Origin of the sequence: Nocardia donostiensis, from assembly GCF_002081715.1 — a bacterium.
Classification (GTDB): domain Bacteria; phylum Actinomycetota; class Actinomycetes; order Mycobacteriales; family Mycobacteriaceae; genus Nocardia; species Nocardia donostiensis.
Genome location: NZ_MUKP01000060.1, coordinates 1 through 20,692, shown reverse-complemented (window position 1 = coordinate 20,692; position 20,692 = coordinate 1). Strand labels below are relative to the sequence as shown.

2 protein-coding genes are annotated in these 20,692 nt (G+C 70.2%); both read right to left on the bottom strand.

Annotated elements, in window-relative coordinates:
• A partial coding sequence (locus tag B0T44_RS24190) for a type I polyketide synthase (RefSeq protein WP_139348040.1) occupies positions 1-5,755 on the bottom strand: 5,755 nt, incomplete at its 3' end.
• A 13-nt stretch (positions 5,756-5,768) separates the two neighbouring features.
• Positions 5,769-20,681, bottom strand: coding sequence for a type I polyketide synthase (locus tag B0T44_RS24185; protein WP_254893710.1), 14,913 nt, complete (start codon positions 20,679-20,681; stop codon positions 5,769-5,771).
• Between the last annotated feature and the right edge of the window lie 11 nt (positions 20,682-20,692).

Below are 20,692 nucleotides of genomic sequence, written 5' to 3'. Positions count from 1 at the left end.
CCGCATCCTCCAACGCCTCCCACACCACCTCCAACAACACCCGCTGCTGCGGATCCATCACCACAGCCTCCCGCGGACTCACCCCGAAAAACCCCGCATCAAAACCACCCGCACCCGACAAAAAACCGCCGTGGCGGACATAGGACCGGCCGACCGCGTCCGGGTCCGGGTCCGGGTCGTAGATCTTCTCCACCTCCCAGCCGCGATCGGACGGGAACTCCGAGAGGGTGTCGCCGCCGTCGGTCACCAGGCGCCACAACGCTTCCGGCCCGTCGACACCACCCGGGAAGCGGCATCCCACCCCCACGATCGCGATGGGTTCCGACGTCGCGGCCCGCGCCACCGGCTCGGTCCGCACCACGGTCCCGAGCAGCCGGTCCTGTAGATACCGAGCCACGGCCAGCGGGGTGGGATGGTCGAAGACGAGCGTGGCGGGCAGGGCCAGTTCTGTGACCGCGGCCAGCCGGTTGCGGACCTCCACCGCGGTCAGCGAATCGAATCCCAGCTCCTGAAAGTTCCGTTCCGTTTCGACGGCGGCGGGCCCGTCGTGTCCGAGCACAACGGCGACCTGGGCGCGCACCAGGTCCAGCAGTAACTGTGTCCGGTCACGGTTGTCGGCCTCGGCGAGCCGCCGGGCCAGCGCACCTGATCCCCCGGACGAGCCGTTCTGCCGAGCGGCGGGTGCCAGTTCGCGCAGCAGGGGTGGCAGCAGACCGGCGCGGGCCTGTTCGGCCAGCACCATGCGATCCAACCGGACGGCGGTGACCGCAGGCTGCGGCTGTCGCACAGCCGCGTCGAACAGCGCCAGGCCCTGTTCGGCCGACAGCCCGGTGATACCGCCGCGGCGGATGCGTGCGGTGTCGGCCGCATCCAGATGGGCGGTGGCGTCGGTGACCGTCGTCCACAGTCCCCAGCCGATCGAGGTGGCCACCGCGCCGGTGGCGTGTCGGTGTGCGGCCAACGCGTCCAGGAACAGATTGGCCGCGGCATAGTTGCCCTGGCCGGGTGAGCCGAATACCGCTGCCGCCGAGGAGAACAGGACGAACATCGCCAGGTCACGGTCCTGTGTGCATTCGTGCAGATACCAGGCGGCGTCGGCTTTGGCCGCCAGTACGGTGTCCAGCCGCTGCGGGGTCAACGATCCGATGACACCGTCGTCGAGTACGCCCGCCGCGTGGACGATCCCGCCCAGCGGGTTGTCCGCGGGTACGGCGGCGATCAGGTCCGCGACCGCGGCGCGGTCGGAGACATCGCAAGCCACCACCCGGACGCGGGCGCCCGCCGCGCTGAGTTCGTCGACCAGTGCTGTCGCCCCCGGCGCCGCCGGTCCGCGGCGGCTCGCCAGCACCAGTGACCGCACGTCGTAGGCGGCGACCAGGTGTCTGGCCACCGCAGCGCCGAGCCCACCCGTGCCGCCGGTGACGAGGACGGTGGCGTCGGCGGCGAGCGCGGGGGCAGTGTCGGTGGCGGGAGAGGCGATGTCGCCGACGGAAGGGGCAGTACCGCCGACGGAAGGAGTGGCGCCGCCGACGGGAGAGGCAGTACCGCCGACGGAAGGGGCAGTACCGCCAACGGAAGGGGCGGTGCCGCCGACGAGAGGAGTGGTGTCGATACCGGGCAGCCGGGTGAGGCGGGGTACGTACAGCGTTTCGCCACGCAACGCCAGTTGTGGTTCCCCGCATGCCAGGACGGCGGCGATCGATGCGACGGACGGCTCGCCGGTATCGGTGTCGAGCAGCACGATCCGGCCGGGTTCCTCGGACTGGGCCGACCGGACCAGGCCCCACACGGCCGTCGCCGCCAGATCGCCGATGTCTTCGCCTGCCACGGATACCGCGCCGTGGGTGATCACCAGCAGTCTGCTGGTAGTGAAACGGGCCGAGCCGGTGAAGGTTTGCAGCACCGCGAGGACGTTCGCGGTAGCGGCGTGGGTTTCGGCGATCACCGTCCGGCCGTCGTGCCAGCGGCAATCGAGGACGACGACGGGCGCTGCGGTGTCGTTCTGGTTCGCGCACCGCGCCCACGGTTCGTACCGCACCTCCGTCTCTGGTGCCGCAGCGTGGGGCAAACCGCGCCAGGCCACGGTCAGCAGCGGCTGCTGCGGGGAGGTCAGACGGTCGAGCGGCACCGGCCGCGTGGTCAACGACCGCACCGACAGCACCGGGTGCCCCTGCATATCGGTGACCCGCAGGGATATCGCATCCGTTTCGGCAGAGGTGATCTCGGCGCGCAGCGCGGTGGCGCCGTGTAGCTGGGCGGTGACGCCAGCCCAGGAGAACGGCAGCACCGGCCCCGCGCCGGTGGCCGGGTCGGTGACCGCGCCCAGCGCGTGTAGCACCGCGTCCAGCAGCGCCGGATGCACTGCGTACCGTTCGGCGTCGGTGACGGTGTCCGGCAGCGCCACCTCGGCGCACAGGTCGGTGTCGCGCCGCCACACTGCGCGCAGGCCTTGGAAGACGGGACCGTAGCCGTAGCCGGCGTCGGCCAGATCCTCGTATACGCCGTCGATGTCCGCCGGGGCGAAACCAGCGGGTGGCCACTGGGTTCCGCTTTCTGGGCCGTCCACGGCGAGATGCGGGGTGAGGCGTCCTTCGGCGTGCCGGACCCAGATGCCGCCGGGTTCGCCGTCGGCGGACGAGTACACCGACACCGGCCGCCGCCCGTGCTCGTCGGGTCCGCCCACGACGGTCTGCAGTCGTATGGTGCGGTCATCAGGCAACAGCAGCGGCTGCAGCAGGTTCAGCTCGTCCACCACGGGACTGCCGGTCTCGTCGCCGGCGCGTAACGCGAGTTCCAGGAACCCGGTCGCGGGAAACAGCACCGTCCCGGCGAAGGCATGGTCGGCCAGCCACGGGTGGGTGCGCAGCGACAGTCGGCCGGTGATCGTGACACCACCCGAGTCGGGGGCGGCGACCACCGCCCGCAGCAGCGGATGATCGGCCTCCCACTGTCCCAGTGCCGCGGCGGCGCTCCCGGCGCCGGTCGGTTCCAGCCAGTAGCGCCGACGCTGGAACGGGTAGGTCGGCAAGGGTATCCGGCGGGGTTCGCGCCCGTGGTAGAGCGCCGACCAATCGACGGGGGCACCGGCGACGAACAGCCGGGCCGCGGTGTCCAGCAGCTGCCGCGCCGAGCCGTCACCGCGCCGCAGCGACCCCACCACGATCGCTTCCGGCCCGTCGACCTCGGCCACTGTCTGTTCGACGGGCATGGTCAGCACCGGGTGCGGTCCGGTTTCGACGAAGATCCCGAACCCGTCCGACCGCAGCGCTCGCACGGTGTCCTGGAATCGAACCGGTTGACGACAATTGTCGTACCAGTATCGGGCGTTCAGTTCGGTCCCGTCGATCTCGGCGGCGGTCACCGTCGAATAGATGGGTATCCGGGCACGCTGCGGCCGCACGAACGACAGTGCGCCGATCAGCTCGTCGCGCAGTGGTTCCACCGCGGCCGAATGGGAAGCCACGGTGGTGGCGATCAGCCGGGCCCGAACACCTGCCGCGGTCAGGTCGGTGACCAGACGGTCCAGTTCCGGCAGCTCCCCGGCCACCGATACGGCTGCGGGCCCGTTCACCCCGGCGAGCGTCAGCCCCGGATACCGCGCCAGCTGCTCGGTGGCGGTGTCGGCGGGCATACCGAGGGAGGCGATCGCGCCGCGGCCGGTGAGTTTCTCGGCGAACAGCCGCGACCGTTCCAGCACGATACGCAGCGCGTCGTCCACCGACAGCGCGCCCGCGACCGCCGCCGCGGCCAGCTCGCCCTGAGAGTGGCCGACGACGGCGTCGGGCCGCACCCCCAGCGCTTCCCATACCCGCGCCACACCCACCATCACCGCGAACAGCACCGGTTGCAGCACCTCGATACGTTCGAGCAGCGCCGCCGCGGTGGGGTCGTCGTCGGGTGCGCGCAGGATCGCCGTCAGCGACCACGGCACCCGATCCGTCAGCGTCACCTCGCACGCGGCGATGGTGGCCGCGAAAACCGGTGCGGAGTCCAGCAGTTCTCGCCCCATGCCGACCCACTGGGTGCCCTGGCCGGGGAAGACGAACACGGTGCGCCCGCGTGCTCGGGCGCCGGTGGGGACGGGCGCGGAGGGCGCACCCGAGACAATGGCTGTCGCGGGGTCGGCGGCGATGACGGCCAGCTTCGCCAGCAGGTCGTCACGGCCGGTGCCCAGTACCACCGTCCGCTGTTCGAGGCGGGCGCGGCCGGAGACCAGGGACCAGCCGATAGCGGTGGGTGTGTCGTCGGGTCGGGAACGCAGGTGCTCGATCAGCCGCCGGGCCTGTTCGGCCAGCGCGGTGCGGTCACGTGCCGACAGCACCCAGGCCACCGTGCCGCGGATCGCGGGCGTGGCGTCGCTGTCTTGGACCGGAGCGGTATCCGTCGAATCGATCGGCGGCGGTGGTGGTGGTGCTTCTTCGAGGATGACGTGAGCGTTGGTGCCACTGATCCCGAACGACGACACACCCGCCCGCCGGGGCCGGTCTTCCCGTCGTGGCCACGGCTGCTGCTCGGTAAGCAAACGCACCGCGCCCCCAGACCAATCCACGTGCGGGGTCGGTGCATCCACATGCAAAGTACGCGGCAGCATCTCGTGCCGCATGGCTTGCACCATTTTGATCACCCCCGCCACCCCGGCCGCGGCTTGAGTGTGGCCGATATTGGATTTGATCGACCCCAACCACAACGGACTCTCCGGGGCACGATCCTGCCCATAGGTAGCGATCAACGCCTGCGCCTCGATCGGATCACCCAACACCGTCCCGGTCCCATGCGCCTCCACCACATCCACATCCCCCGCCCCCACACCAGCACTCGCCAACGCCCGACCGATCACCCGCTGCTGCGACGGACCATTCGGCGCGGTGAGCCCATTGGACGCACCGTCGGAATTCACCGCCGACCCCCGCACCACCGCCAACACCTCATGGCCGAGTTCCCGAGCCCTGGACAGGCGTTCGACCACCAGCACGCCTGCGCCTTCCCCCCAGCCGGTGCCGTCGGCGGATTCGGCGAATGATTTACAGCGCCCGTCCGCAGCCAGCACCCGCTGCCGGGACAGGCCGACGAAGGTGTCGGGTGTTGCCATCACCGTGACCCCGCCGACCAACGCCATCGCGCAGTCACCGGCCCGCAGCGACCGCACCGCCTGGTGCAGCGCGACCAGCGAGGACGAGCAGGCGGTATCGACCGATACGGCGGGCCCTTCCAACCCGAGGGTGTACGCCACTCGCCCGGAGACGATGGAACCGGAGCCCGCACTGAACGGATAGTCGTGGTACATCACGCCGGCGAAGACACCGGTATCGCTGCCGCGCAACGTATACGGGTCGATAGCAGCGTCTTCCAGCGCCTCCCACACCGTTTCCAGCAGCAGCCGCTGCTGGGAATCCATCGTTACCGCCTCGCGCGGACTGATACCGAAGAAACCGGCGTCGAACTCGGCGGCATCGTAGAGGAAACCGCCGTGGCGCACATACGATTTCCCGTCCGCGTCGGGGTCGGGATCGTACAGGCCTGCCACATCCCAGCCTCGGTCCTCCGGGAAGGGGCCGATCGCGTCCCGGCCTTCCGACACCAGCCGCCACAGCTGCTCTGGTGTCGTCACCTCACCCGGGAACCGGCAGGCCATGCCGATAATGGCGATGGGCTCCGACAACTCGGCCAGCAGCCGATCGTGCGTCTGCCGCAGCACGGCATTGTCCCGGGCGGCGACGCGCAGCGCCTCGAGCAGGGCCTCACTGGAAACGGACATCTTTACCTTCCCGTCAGGTGAGCCGGTTGTCCATGACGTGCCTGATCAGGCTGTCGGCGTCCATCAGATCCACCGCATCGGGCGCGGCGGAGCCGGGTGCCTCGGGCGCGGGGGGTTCGTGCGTGAGGCGGTCGCGTTCGGCCCGTGCCAGTTCCAGCAGGGCGTCCAGGATCCCGGCCTCCCGGAAACGCTCCAGCGGCACCGTCGTCAGATAGCGGCGGATATCGCCGACGGTGTCACCGGGCTCGGCCGCGACACCGCCGAGCTGGTCGCAAAGATAATCGGCGACGGCCGCCGGGGTGGGGTGGTCGAAAACCAGAGTCGCAGGCAGTGTCAGGCCGGTGACCGCGTTGAGCCGGTTGCGGGTTTCGACGGCGCTCAGCGAATCGAACCCGAGGTCGGCGAAGGCGCGGTCGGGTTCGATATCGTCGGCGCCGCTGTGCCCGAGGACGCCCGCGACCTGCGCGCGCACCGTGTCCAGCACCACCCGGTGCCGCTCGGTCGCGTCGAGGCCGGTGAGCCGTTGCGGCAACGCCGGTGCCTCATTGTTGCCAGGGGCCTGCGGGGCGAGGTCGGCCAGTAGCGGCGGCAGCAGACCGTTGCGGGCGCGGCCGGCCAGCACCGCGCGGGCGAACAGCACCGCGGTGACGGCGGGCCGGTCGCCCTGGATCGCGATATCGAAGTCCGCCAGTCCTTGTTCGACGGTGAGCGGCAGCACGCCGGCGCGGGTGATGCGGGTGGCGCTCTCGTCGAGACGTTCGGTCATCCCGGATGGAGAAGCCCATATGCCCCAGGCGATGGACGTGGCGGGCAGCCCCTGCGCATGTCGATACCCAGCCAAACCATCCAAGAACGCATTCGCCGCCGCGTAATTACCCTGCCCAGGAGCACCGAAAACCCCCGCAGCCGACGAAAACAACACAAACAACGCCACATCCAGACCACGAGTCAACTCATGCAAATACCACGCCGCATCCGCCTTCGCCCCCAACACCACATCCAACCGAGCAGGTGTCAACGCCGACACCACACCGTCATCGAGCACCGCAGCCGCATGCACCACACCGGTCAACGGCAACTCCGACGGAACCGACGCCAACAACTCAGCGAGCGCCGCACGATCCGATACATCGCAGGCGCGCACGTCCACCCGTGCGCCCGCCGCGTCGAGCTCGCACACCAATTCGTCGACGCCCGGCGTGGTGGGCCCGCTACGCGAGGCGAGGATCAGCGAACGGACCCCGTGCCGTGACACCAGATGCCTGGCCAGGACGCGGCCCAGACCGCCGGTGCCGCCGGTGATCAGCACCGTGCCGTCCGCGACCCGGCCGGCCCGGCCCGTATTCGTGGTCTCCGGCCGCGAAGCGCGCGTCAATCGCGCCGCTCGCAGCGCCGTATTCCGCAGCGCCAGCTGCGGCTCACCGGCGGCGACCACAGCTGCGACCAGCTCCGGTAGGCCGGGGTCGGATCCATCGGTGTCCACCAGTACGATCCGGCCCGGGTCCTCCGATTGGGCGGTGCGCACCAGGCCCCAGACCGCGGCCGCCGCCGGGTCCGGCGCCTCCGCATCCGCAGTCGCCACCGCGCCGCGGGTGAGCACCAGCAGACGGCGCCCGACGAAACGAGTGTCACCGGCGAATGTCTGCAGGACCGTCAGGACCTCATGGGTGGCGGTATGTGCGGCAGCGGGCATGTCTTTCCCCGCAGCGACGCGCCTGTCCAGAACGATAACGGCCGCGTCACCGTCCGGGTTCGACAACGCCTGCTCCCAGGACGAGCACGGCACCGGCTCCACGGTGACGGGGGTGACATCACGCCACTCGATCGTGTGGATACGGCCGGAAGTAGCGGTGCCGTTGAACTGTTCGAGACGAATCGGGCGTAGCGTCAGCGAGCGTGCCGACAGCACCGGCAGGCCGGTGTCGGCGGTGAGATGCAGGGACAGCGTCTGGGGATCACGCAGCGTGAGGCGGGCCCGCAACCTCGTCGCGCCGGTGCTGTAGCGGCGCACGTCTTCCCAGCTGAACGGCAGCAGTGGATCGGCTATCGGGTTCCCCGCGGCGGCGGCCATGGCGTGCAGCACGGCATCCAGCAGCGCCGGATGGGTGCCGTACCCCTGCGCCTGCCCGGCCGAGTCCGGCAGTGCCACTTCGGCGAACAGCTCCGTGCCGCGCCGCCACGCCGACTGCAGTCCGTGAAACGCCGGGCCGTATCGGTATCCGGCGTCGGCGAGCAGGTCGTAGACGTGATCGGTGTCCAAAGGTTGCGCCCCGGTGGGCGGCCAGTTTCCGGGCTCGGAGACCGCGGATGCTGCGGGTTCCTCGGGCGTCTCGTCGGCGGCCAGCCGTCCCTGGGCGTGCAGGGTCCACGCGGCTTCCGTATCGAGTTCGGGACGCGAATATACCGATACCGCACGGGTTCCGGTGTGGTCGGGCGGTGCAACGAGGACCTGGATCTGCACGCCCGCCTCATCGGGCAGTACCAGTGGCGTGGCGAGGGTCAGCTCCCGCACCGCGGGCGTGCCGGCTTCGGTGCCTGCGCACAGGGCCATTTCGAGGAACCCGGTCGCAGGAAACAGCACCGCACCGCCCACGACGTGATCGGCAAGCCACGGCTGGCTGTGCCGCGCCAGCCGCCCGGTCAGGGTGATCGCCCCGGTTTCCGGGGAAACCACCGCCGCCCCGAGCAGCGGATGATCGGTAGCGGCCAGGCCCGCCGCGGCCAGATCAGGAGCCCCGCCCGCGACGAGCCAATAACGGCGGTGCTGGAAGGCGTACGGCGGCAGCGTTACCGGCCGGGTGCCGGTGTCGCCGAACACGGTCTGCCATGTCACGGCGGCGCCGGTGACCTCGAGCTGCGCGACGGCGGTGAACAGTGTCCGCTCGGCGGGACGGTTGCGGCGCAGGGCCGGGACCGCCACCACATCGGTGCCGTCCGCTGAAACAGGCGCGTCGTGCTCGGCGCACTGCCGGATCAGGGCGGCCAGCCCGCCGTCGGGGCCGAGTACCAGGAAACGGCGGGCACCGGCATCGATCAGGGTCGCGATGGCGTCGGCGAACCTGACGGTGTCCCGGGCATGCCGCACCCAATACCGCGGATCGGCCAGCTGCCCGTCGGCGAGCGCACCGTCGCGGGTGGAGACGATCGGGATGGCCGGTTCGCTGTAATCCAACCCCGCGATCTCCGTCTCGAACCGGGCCAGCACGGGATCGATCAGAGCCGAATGGAACGCATGCTCGACCGGTAGCCGTTCCACCCGGTGGCCCGCGCCCGTGAGCCGCTCGCCGAGCTCCGCGACGGCCGCCGCGGCACCGGAGACGACCACGGACCCGGGCGCATTGACCGCGGCGATATCGACCCCCTCGGTGAGCAGAGCAGCCACCTGCGGTTCGGGCGCGGACACCGCGGCCATCGCCCCGCCCGCGGGCAACTCCCGCATCAACCGACCACGGGCGGCCACCAGGGCGGCGGCATCGTGCAGCGACAGCACCCCACCCGCATACGCGGCGGTGACCTCACCGATCGAATGGCCGACAAGGAAGTCGGGACGCATCCCCCACGACCCCAGCAGCTCGAACAGGGCCGCACCGACGGCGAACAGTCCCGCTTGGGCGAGATCGGTGCGCCGCAACGGTTTCTCGTCGTCGCCCCAGAGGATGTCGTGCATGCTCACGTCGAGGTGGCGTTCCAGTGCTGCGGCCACCGCGTCGAAGGCAGTGGCGAACACCGGGAACGCCGGGTACAGCTCGCGCCCCATCCCCGTCCACTGCGCACCCTGCCCGGGAAAGACGAACACCGTCCTGCCGCGCCGCACTGTCCCGGTCAGTGCATCGGTCGAACCCTGTGACAGCGCGGCGAGCCCGTTGAGCAGCTCGTCACGGTCGGCGCCGACGACGGCGGCGCGGTGGTCGAAGCGGCTGCGGGCGGCCAGGGCGCGGCCGATCTCGACGGCGGCCAGTTCGGGCCGTTCCCGCAGGAAGTGCGCCAGCCTGTTGGCCTGGGCGGCGAGCGCGGCCCGGCTGCGCGCGGACACCACCCACGGCAGTACCCGGTCCGTGCGGTCGGCGGCAGGTCCAGGTTCGCTACCGGCGGGTTCCGGCGCCTGTTCGAGGATGATGTGGGCATTGGTGCCGCTGATACCGAACGAGGACACCGCGGCCCGCCGCGGCCGGTTCACGCCGGGCCACTGCCGCTGCTCGGTGAGCAGCCGCACCGCCCCAGCCGACCAGTCCACATGATCCGACGGCGCGTCCACATGCAGGGTCTGCGGCAGCACGCCGTAGCGCAACGCCTGCACCATTTTGATAACTCCCGCCACGCCCGCGGCGGCTTGGGCGTGACCGAGATTGGATTTGACGGACCCCAGCCACAGCGGCCGATCCGTCGGCCGGTCCTGGCCGTAGGTCGCCAGCAGGGCCTGCGCCTCGATCGGGTCGCCGAGCACCGTCCCCGTTCCGTGCCCGTCCACAGCGTCGATATCCGCGCCGCGCAGGGCGGCCGCGGCCAGCGCCTTGCGGATCACCCGCTGCTGCGCGGGACCGTTCGGTGCAGTCAGCCCGTTGGAGGCGCCGTCGGAGTTCACCGCCGACCCGCGCACCACGGCCAGCACCTGGTGGCCCGACCGCTGAGCCTGCGACAGCCGTTCGACCACCAGCACACCAGCGCCTTCGCTCCAACCGGTGCCGTCGGCGATAGCGGAGAACGATTTGCAGCGTCCGTCAGGGGCCATACCACCCTGCCGGGAGAACCCGACGAACGCGCTGGGGGTGGCCATCACCGTGACGCCGCCCGCCAGTGCGAGCGCGCAGTCACCGGCACGGACCGCCTGCACGGCCTGGTGCAGCGCGACCAGCGAGGAGGAGCACGCCGTATCGATCGACACCGCCGGGCCCTCTAGTCCGAGCACGTAGGCGACCCGGCCGGAGGCGACGCTCGCGGTAGCGCCCGTCATCCGGTACGCCTGGGCACCGGTGTCGGTATCCCGGACACCGGTACCGTAGTGCTGATCGGTCACCCCGATGAACACGCCGGTATCGCTGCCGCGTAACGACAACGGGTCGATTCCGGCGTATTCGAGCGCCTCCCATACGGTTTCCAGCAGCAGCCGCTGCTGCGGGTCCATCGATACCGCTTCGCGCGGGCTGATGCCGAAGAAGTCCGCGTCGAATCCGGCGGCGTCGTCGAGGAACCCACCCGCCCGCACATACGATTTACCCACCGCCGCCGGGTCGGGGTCGAACAGCGTGCCCAGGTCCCAGCCCCGGTCGGTGGGGAACGCGCCGACCGCGTCGCGGCCTTCGGTCAGTAGTTGCCACAGCTCCTCGGGCGAGCCCACCCCGCCAGGGAAACGGCAGCCGACGCCGACAATCACGATCGGATCCGATATCGCGGGCTGTGGTGCGGCCGGTGCGGTGGTCTCGGCTGTGCGCCCACCGGTGGAGGTCTGGTGGATGTGGTCGGTAACGGCTTCCGGTGTCGGGTGATCGAAGACGAGAGTGGCAGGCAGGGTCAGGCCGGTGGCGGCCTGGAGCCGGTTGCGGACTTCGACCGCGGTCAACGAGTCGAACCCGAGTTCGGCGAAATTTCGGTCGGGCTCGATATCGTCAGCGCTCGCATGACCGAGCACGACGGCGACCTGGGTGCGGACCAGGTGCAGTACCGCCTCGCGCCGGTCGGTGTCTGTAGCGTCTGCCGGCAGTGCGGCCGCCAATGCCGGGACGCGCGCGTCAGCGGCGCGGGCACGGGTGGCAACAAGCCCCCGCAACAGTGGGGGTAGGCCGTCGCGCCGGGCCAGTGCGGCCAGCAGCGATCGGTCCAGCTGGGCGGCGGTGACCGCGGGCCGATGCTGGCGTATGGCCGCGTCGAACAACGCCAGGCCCTGCTCGTCCGGCATGGCCAGTACACCGGCGCGGCTCATACGCGCGCTGTCGCGGTCGTCCAGGTGCCCGGTCATCCCGGTCACGGAGGCCCAGAAACCCCAGGCGATGGAGGTGGCGGGGAGCCCTTCGGTGCGGCGGCGGGCGGCGAGGGCGTCGAGGAAAGCGTTCGCCGCCGCGTAGTTGCCTTGACCGGGTGCTCCGAAAACCCCGGCGGCAGAGGAGAACAGCACGAATATGGCCAGGTCCAGGTTGCGGGTCAGCTCGTGCAGATGTGCCGCGCCGTCGGCTTTGGCGGCAAGCACGGCGTCGATGCGTTCGGGTGTCAGTGCGGCGATGGTGCTGTCGTCGAGTGCACCGGCGGCGTGCACGATCCCGGTCAGCGGCGCGTCGGCGGGGACAGCGGTCAGCAGCCGTTCGACCTCGGCGCGGTCGGACACATCGCAGGCGACGACCGTGACGCGGGCGCCGAACTCGCTGAGTTCGTGGGTCAGTGCCCGCGCACCGGGTGCTGTGGCGCCCTGTCGGGAAGCCAGCACCATGGAGCGGATTCCGTACTCGCGGACCAGATGCCGGGCAAGGATTGTGCCCAGACCTCCGGTGCCGCCGGTGACGATCACTGTGCCCTCGGCCAGATGCGGTGCGGGCACGGTCAGGACCAGCTTGCCGATATGCCGGGTCTGTGCGAAAGAGCGCAGCGCGGCACGGGCCTGCCGGATGTCCCAGGCTCGCACAGGTAGCCGGTGCAGGTGGCCGTCGGTGAACTGTTCCGACAGGTCGCCGAGGATTCGGCCGATCCGGTCCGGTCCGGCTTCGAGCAGGTCGAAGGCACGGTACCGGACCCCTGGGTACTCGACAGCGATCTGCTCAGGGTCACGGATATCGGTCTTACCCATCTCGACGAACCGCCCACCCCCCGGCAACAACCGCAACGACGCATCCACGAAATCCCCCGCCAAACAATCCAACACCACATCCACACCCGCACCACCGGTCGCGGTCAGGAACTGCTGCTCGAAATCCAGACTCCGCGAATCGGCGATATGAGCCTCATCGAACCCGAGCTCGCGCAAGGCATCCCATTTACCGCGGCTGGCGGTCACGAACACCTCCGCACCCCACACCCGCGCCAACTGCACCGCAGCCATCCCCACCCCACCAGTCGCAGCATGCACCAACACCCGATCCCCCGGCGAAACCTCGGCCAGCTCCCGCAACCCGTAAAACGCCGTCGCAAACGCCACCGGAACACCCGCCGCCTCCGCAAACGACCACCCCGTCGGAACCGGAATCAACAACCGCTGGTCCGTCACCACCACCGGGCCGATCCCCCCGGTGATCAACCCCATCACCCGGTCACCCGGCACGAACCGATCAACCCCTGGCCCGACCTCCACCACCACACCCGCAGCCTCACCACCGATGACGGCGGTGTCTTCCGGCCGCATCCCGAGGCTGACGAGAACATCACGGAAATTCAATCCGCCCGCGCGCACCGCGACCCGTACCCGGCCTGGCTGTAGCGGCTCGACACCACCGAGATACTCGGCTGTCTCCAGGTCGTCAACAGTGCCCGTGCCTGCGCCCGCGGCGACGAGCCGCCACCCCGGACCGATGGGCAGAGTGAGCGCCTCGTCGTCCGCGGCTGCGGTGAGCCGCGCACCGACAATCCCATCACCGCGTACCGCCACCTGCTGCTCTCCACCGGCCAGAGCCGCCGACACGGCCTGCGCCGGTACCCCCTCGGTGTCGGTGTCGATCAGGATGATGCGGCCGGGTTCCTCCGACTGCGCCGAGCGGACCAGGCCCCATACCGCTGCACCCGCCGCATCGGTGACGGGTTCACCCGATACCGAGACTGCGCCGCGGGTCACCACGGCCAGAGTCGCCGCGGCGAACTGCCGCGCCGCGATGAACTCCTGCAGGACGGCGAGCACCCGGTGCAGGCACGCGCGGACCGCCGGAAGCCCGTGGTCGGCGGTGTCGCGCAGATCGAGCAGCACGACCTCGGCCACGGTGTCCCGCTCCGTCCAGTGGGTCCACGTCAGGTCTCGTCGGTATTCGCGCACCGGTAGCGCAGTCCAGGTGAGCGCGTACAGCGCGTTCGCCGTGGCGGCGGCGAGCCGGTCGAGCTGCACGGGCCGAGTGGTCAGCGAACGAGCCGACAGCACGGGATTCCCGGACGGGTCGGCGACCCGCAGGGCGAGCGAGTTGCCGCCCGTCCGGGTGATCTCGGCGCGCAGGGCGCGGGCGCCGACGCGATACCGTGTCACCCCGGCCCAGACGAACGGCAGCACGGGCTCGGCATCGGCGTTCGCAGCGACCGACAGCGCGTGCAGTACCGCGTCCAACAGTGCCGGATGCAGCCCGTAGCCGGTGGTGTCCGGCACCGATTCCGGTAAGGCGACCTCGACATAGAGAGCTTCGCCGTGGCGGCGTACCGATTGCAGACCGCGGAAGCTCGGCCCGTACCCGTAACCAGTGGCGGCGAGCGCGTCGTAGACGCCGGTGCTGTCGACAGCGGCCGCTTGGACGGGTGGCTGGGCGGCCGATGCCAGGGAATCGCCGACCTCGGTGTCCGCGGTGACCGTTCCCTGGGCATGCAGTCGCCACGCCGTATCGCTGTCGGTCCGGGAGTAGATGGAGATCGCCCGACGGGCCTCGTTGTCGCCGCCGACCACGACTTGTAGCGCTACCGCCTCGTCGCCCGGCAGCGCCAACGGCTCCAACAGTGTCAGTTCGGCGACGGCCGGGGTTCCGGCTGCCGCGCCGGCGTGCAGCGCCAGGTCGAGGAAAGCGGTGCCGGGGAACAGTATTGTGCCCGCGACAGTGTGGTCGGCGAGCCAGGGATGGGTTTGCACAGAGACCCGGCCGGTCAGGGTGAGGCCGCCCGAGTCGGGGGCGGTGAGGGCTGCGGTGACGATGGCATGGTCGGTGGTCGTCAGGCCCAGTGCCGTTGCGTCCCCACCGAGGTCAGGGGCCAGCCAGTAACGGCGATGCTGGAAGGCATAGGTGGGCAGGGTTATTCGACGTCGCGCCGGGAACAGCGCTGGCCAATCGATATCGACGCCTGCGGTATGCAGCTGTGCCGCCGATTCCAGCAGCCGGTCGTCTCCGCCCGAGCCGCGCCGCAACGAACCCACGACCACACCGTTCACCGATCGGTCTACGCCGGTCCGGGTGTCCAGGATCGCCGCGGTGGCGGGTGTGAGCAGCGGGTGGGGGCTGACTTCGACGAATACGGTGTGCCCGGCGTCGATCGCTGCGCTCACTGCCTCGGCGAACCGGACCGGCTGCCGCAGGTTGCCGAACCAGTATTCGGCGTCCAAGCTGGTGGTGTCGATGTCCGTTCCGGTGACGGTGGAATAGAAGGGGACGGCCGCCGGGTCGGCGGCGATATCGGACAGCGTGTCCAGCAGGGGTTCACGCAGCGCGTCGACGTGTGAGGAGTGTGAGGCGTAGTCGACTGGTATCCGGCTCGCCCGCACTTCGTCGCGGACACAGTCGGCGACGAAGTCGTCCACCGCTGTCGGATCACCGGAGACCACTACGGCTGCCGGTCCGTTGACGGCCGCAATACCCAGTGCCTCGCCGTGCTTCACCAGCCGTTCGGCTACCTGTTCCGGCGGCAGCGCCACCGACGCCATCGCGCCCGCGCCGGACAACTGTTCGGCGATCAATCGGCTGCGGTGAACGACGAGGCGGGCGGCATCAGGCAGTGACAACGCCCCGGCCAGATATGCGGCGGCCACCTCACCTTGGGAGTGCCCGATTACCGCGTCGGGTGTCACGCCGATCGACTGCCACCAGCGCGCGATGCCGATCGTGACGGCGAACAGCACCGGTTGCACCACATCGACCCGGTCGAGCAGCGCGGTGACGGTGCTGTCGTCGTCTGCGGCGCGCAGGATCTCGGGCAGCGACCAGTCCGCCAGCGGCGCGAATGCGGCGGCACAGTCCGCGATCGCGGCGGCGAACACCGGCGACGCGTCCAGCAGTGCGCGTCCCATGCCCACCCACTGCCCGCCCTGCCCCGGGAACACGAACACCGTGGCACCCATCGGCCGGGCTCGGCCCGACACCACGCCTTCGGTGATCGCACCGGCCCCGAACGCCACCAGCCGCGACAGCAACTCGTCGCGACTGCCGCCCACGATCACCGCACGATGCTCGAACGAGGTCCTGCCCGCCAGCGCACCGGCCACGGCCGCCGCATCCCCGTCCGGGGTCCGTTGCAGGCGGTCTGCGAGGCGACGGGCCTGATCGGTGAGCGCGCTGCGACTGCGCGCCGAGACCACCCAGGCCGTGGCGGTGGTGCTCGGGCTACTCGGTTCGAGAGCAGGGTTGTCACCGGTGCCGGTGCCCTGTTCCCGGGGTGCTTCTTCGAGGATGAGGTGGGCGTTGGTGCCACTGATCCCGAACGACGAGATGCCCGCTCTACGAGGGTGTTCCGCGGTGCCTGGCCATTCCCGCTGTTCGGTCAGCAACTCCACGGCCCCCGCCGACCAGTCCACGTGCGAGGAGGGAGTGTCTGCATGCAGCGTGCGTGGCAGCAACCCGTAACGCATGGCTTGCACCATCTTGATCACCCCAGCCACCCCGGCCGCAGCCTGAGTATGACCGATATTGGATTTGATCGACCCCAACCACAGTGGATTCTCAGCAGAACGATCCTGCCCATAGGTGGCGATCAACGCCTGCGCCTCGATCGGATCACCCAACACCGTCCCGGTCCCATGCGCCTCCACCACATCGATATCGGCTGCCGATAGTGCCGCGGCCGCCAGGGCATGCCGGATGACGCGCTGCTGCGACGGACCATTCGGCGCACTCAACCCATTCGACGCCCCGTCCTGATTCACCGCGGTCCCCCGCATCACCGCCAACACCTCATGCCCCAATTCCCGCGCCCGAGACAACGGCTCGACCACCAACACCCCCACCCCCTCAGCCAACCCGATCCCATCCGCACCATCCGAAAACGGCTTACACCGCCCATCCCGCGCCAAGCCCCGCTGCCGAGAGAATCCGACCAGCCCGACCGGCGTCGCCATGACCGTGACCCCGCCCACCAGCGCCATCGAACAATCCCCCGCCCGCAACGCCTGCACCGCCTGATGCAACGCCACCAACGACGACGAACACGCGGTATCCACCGACACCGCGGGCCCTTCCAACCCCAGTACGTACGACACCCGGCCCGACACCACGCTCGGTGACACACCGGTCAACCGGTGCCCCTCGAGATCCGGGTCCCCGGTGACGCCGGAGCTGTAGAACTGTCCGGTCACTCCGATGAAAACACCGGTGTCGCTGCCACGTAACGTCTGCGGGTCGATCCCGGCGTGTTCCACTGCCTCCCAGCTCGTTTCCAGCAGGAGCCGCTGCTGTGGATCCATGGCGACGGCCTCGCGGGGGCTGATGCCGAAGAATTCCGCATCGAAGTCTCCGGCTTCGTGCAGGAAACCACCGGCCCGCGAATAGGAGCGACCTGCAGCGGCTGGATCGGGGTCGAACAACGCACCCACATCCCAGCCGCGGTCGGTCGGCAGCGGCGTGATCCCGTCCCGGCCAGTGGCGACGAACTCCCACAGCTCGTCGGCGGTGGCGATACCACCCGGATAGCGGCAGCCGATGCCGACGATGGCGATCGGTTCGGCCACCCCGGTCACCGGTGGCGCATGCACGGGTGCGGTGTCCGCCCCGGACAGCTGCCGGGCAAGGTGGACGGCGACCGCGCGCGGTGTCGGATGGTCGAAGATGAGCGTCGCGGGCAACGCGAGGCCGCTGATCCCGTTGAGCCGGTTACGCACCTCGACCGCGGTGACCGAGTCGATGCCCAGATCCTGGAATGCGCGATCGGCGCCCACCGCGGCGGCGCCGGGGTAGCCGAGCACCGCCGCGATCTGGGCACGCACCATCTCGAGAAGCACCTGGTCGCGTTCGGTGCCGGTCAGTTCGGCGACCCGGTCCGCCAGGATCGGTCCCGTATCGGCTCGCCCGCGTCGCGACTGCGGCGCCAGCTCACGCAGCAACCTCGGCAGCAGCCCGGCGCGGGCCCGGCCGGCGAGCACGGACCGGTCGACCCGGACCGCCGTCACCGCCGCATGGGTCCCGGTGAGAGCCGCGTCGAACAGTTCGGTGACCTGCTCGGCAGTCGATGCCATCACGCCCGCCCGGTGCAGCCGGGCCGCCTCGGGTGGGAGCGGCTGCTGTGGTGCGCCGGTTTCCGGCGCCCACGCACCCCACGCGATCGATACCGCGTTCGACCCGGCCGCTCGATGCTGAACGGCGAGCGCGTCTGCCACCATGGCGGCGGCGGCCGCACCACCGCCTCCGGGCACACCGAAAGCTGTTGCGGCGGAGGAGAACAGTACGAACCAGGCCAGGTTCCGGTCTCGTGTCAACTCATGCAGGTACCAGGCGGTGACAGCCCCGTCCAGTTGGGTGTCGAGGCGTTCGGTGGTCAGCGCCCCGGAACCGGCAGCGGGTAGACCGGCTGCGTGCACCACACCGGCCAGCGGGGCGTCCGCGCAGCTCGCTGCGGCAGCCACTGCTGCCATGAGCTGCGCTCGGTCGGCGAGATCGCACACCACCACCTCGGTCCGCGCTCCGAGTTCACCCAGTTCCCCGCACACCTCCCCCATCGCTGCTGCGTCCGGGCCGGCCAGCACCAGCCGGGTGACGGCGTGCCGGGACACCAGGTGCCGGGCGAGCACGGGTGCGTAGCCTGTGGTGTCACACGTCAGCAGCACCGTCCCGGCGGGCAGCGCATCGACCGCGGGGGCCGCGCCGGTGTTCGTGCGCACCAGGCGTGCCGCGTGCAGCTCTCCGGAGCGGGACGCCACCTGTGGTTCGCCGCAGGCGAGCACGGCCGCTACCGTCACCGCATCCGGGGCGGTGTCGGTATCGATGAGCACGATCCGGCCCGGTTCGTGGGCTTGCGCGGCGTGCACCACACCCCAGACCGCCGCCGCGGCCGGGTTCACCTCCTCACCGGCTACCGCGACCGCACCGGAGGTGACCACGATCAGGACACTCGTCGCGCACCTCGGATCGCCGGAGAAAGCGTGCAGCGCGGCCACCGTTTCCCGGCTCACTGCGCGTATCCGCGCGGCCATATCGTCGTTGCGCGGGTCCTGGTCGCGTCGGTCCAATACCAGTACCGGCGCGACGGTCGTACCGGTTTCGACCGTTGTCCAGGGAGCTACCTGTGCCGGTTCCCGAACGGCTGGTGCGGCGACCGGTATCCAGATCACTGTGTGCAATGCGCTGCTGATCGTCGGCCGCTGCTGGGCCAGGGGCACCGGACGCAGGCACAGTTCGCCGACGGACAATACAGGCCGGCCTGCGCCGTCGGCGACCTCGATGGATACAGCGCCGTAGGCGCCCCCACCGGGCACGTCGTCGGTGGGCACAGCCTCGTCGCCGATCGGGGTCAGGCGTGCACGCACCACGGTCGGTCCGGTCGCATACGAACGCACTGCTCGCCAGGCGAACGGCATCATCGGTTCCGGTGCCGCGGCACCGCCTGCTGCCAGCGCGTGCAGTACCGCGTCCAGCAGTGCGGGGTGGACGTCGAACCCGGTAGAGGTGGAATCGGGTTCGGGCAGTTCGACCTCGACGAACAGCTGCGCGCCGCGCCGCCGTACCGATCGCAGTCCACGGAACACCGGGCCGTAGTCGTAGCCGGCGTCGGCCAGGGTGTCGTACAACCCGTCGGTGTCGACCGGTTCCGTATTCTCCGGCGGCCACGGCTCCTGTCGTCCCGTCGCGGCGGGGTCCCCGGCGACATCGTCCGCGCGCAACCGGCCCTGTGCGTGCAAGGTCCATGGGTCGTCGTCGCCGGTGTGGGCATAGATTGACAGCGCGCGCGTCGCGGTGTCGTCTCCGCCGCCGATCAGCACCTGGAGCCGGATCCCGTCCTCCGGCACGATCAGTGGGCTCACCAGTGTCAATTCGTCGACCACGGGGGCGCCGGCTTCGTCACCGGCCCGGATGGCCAGTTCCAGGAACGCGGTTGCCGGGAAGAGCACCGCACCGCCGATGGTGTGGCCGGTCAACCAGGGATGGGTGCGCGGAGACACCCGGCCGGTGAGGGTCAGCCCGTTCGTGTCCGGTGACGGCACTACCGCGCCGAGTATCGGATGCTGTGTTCCGGTCAGGCCAAGCGTCTCGGGGTCGGCGAGGCCCACCGGGTCGGTCCAGTAGCGTCGCCGTTGGAAAGCGTAAGTGGGCAACGGGACCCGCCTGGCGTCGGGGAACAGTGCGGCCCAGTCCACGGCCACGCCTGCAATATGTGCCTGCGCTGCCGCGCGCAGCAGTGGGCGTGCTCCGCCCGCATCGCGCCGCAGTGAGTCGAGGACAACGCTATCGGGGCCGGCGGCCTCCGCGATGGCCGCGGTGAGCAACGGATGCGGACTGGTTTCGATGAAGGTGGAATGCGTATCCCGCAGTGCCGCTGCGACGGCACGGTCGAACCGGACCGGTTGGCGCAGGTTCTGGTACCAGTACTCGGCGTCCAGATCGCGGGTGTCCATCGGTTCGCCGGTGACGGACGAGTAGAACGGGATCTGCGCCGAGCGCGGCTCGATCGAACGCAAGTCCCGTAGCAGCGGTTCACGCAGCGGCTCCACCTGAGCCGAATGCGCTGCGTAGCCGACCGCGACCCGGCTCGCACGGATATCGTCGCGCGCACAGTCGTCCAGGAATGCCCGCACGGCGGTGACCGTGCCCGATACAGTGACCGAACTCGGCCCGTTGACCACTGCCACAGCCAGTTCGTTGTCGTAACCGGCCAACCGCCGCCGAATCTCCGCCACCGACAGCGCCGCCGACGCCATCGCGCCCGCACCCGTGAGTTGGTCACTGATCAACCGGCTACGCGCCACCACAACCCGCACCGCATCCTCGAGCGACAACCCACCCGCCACATACGCCGCCGCCACCTCACCCTGCGAATGCCCCATCACCGCATCCGCACGCACCCCCACCGACTCCCACCACCGCGCCACCCCCACCATCACCGCAAACAACACCGGCTGCACCACATCCACCCGCC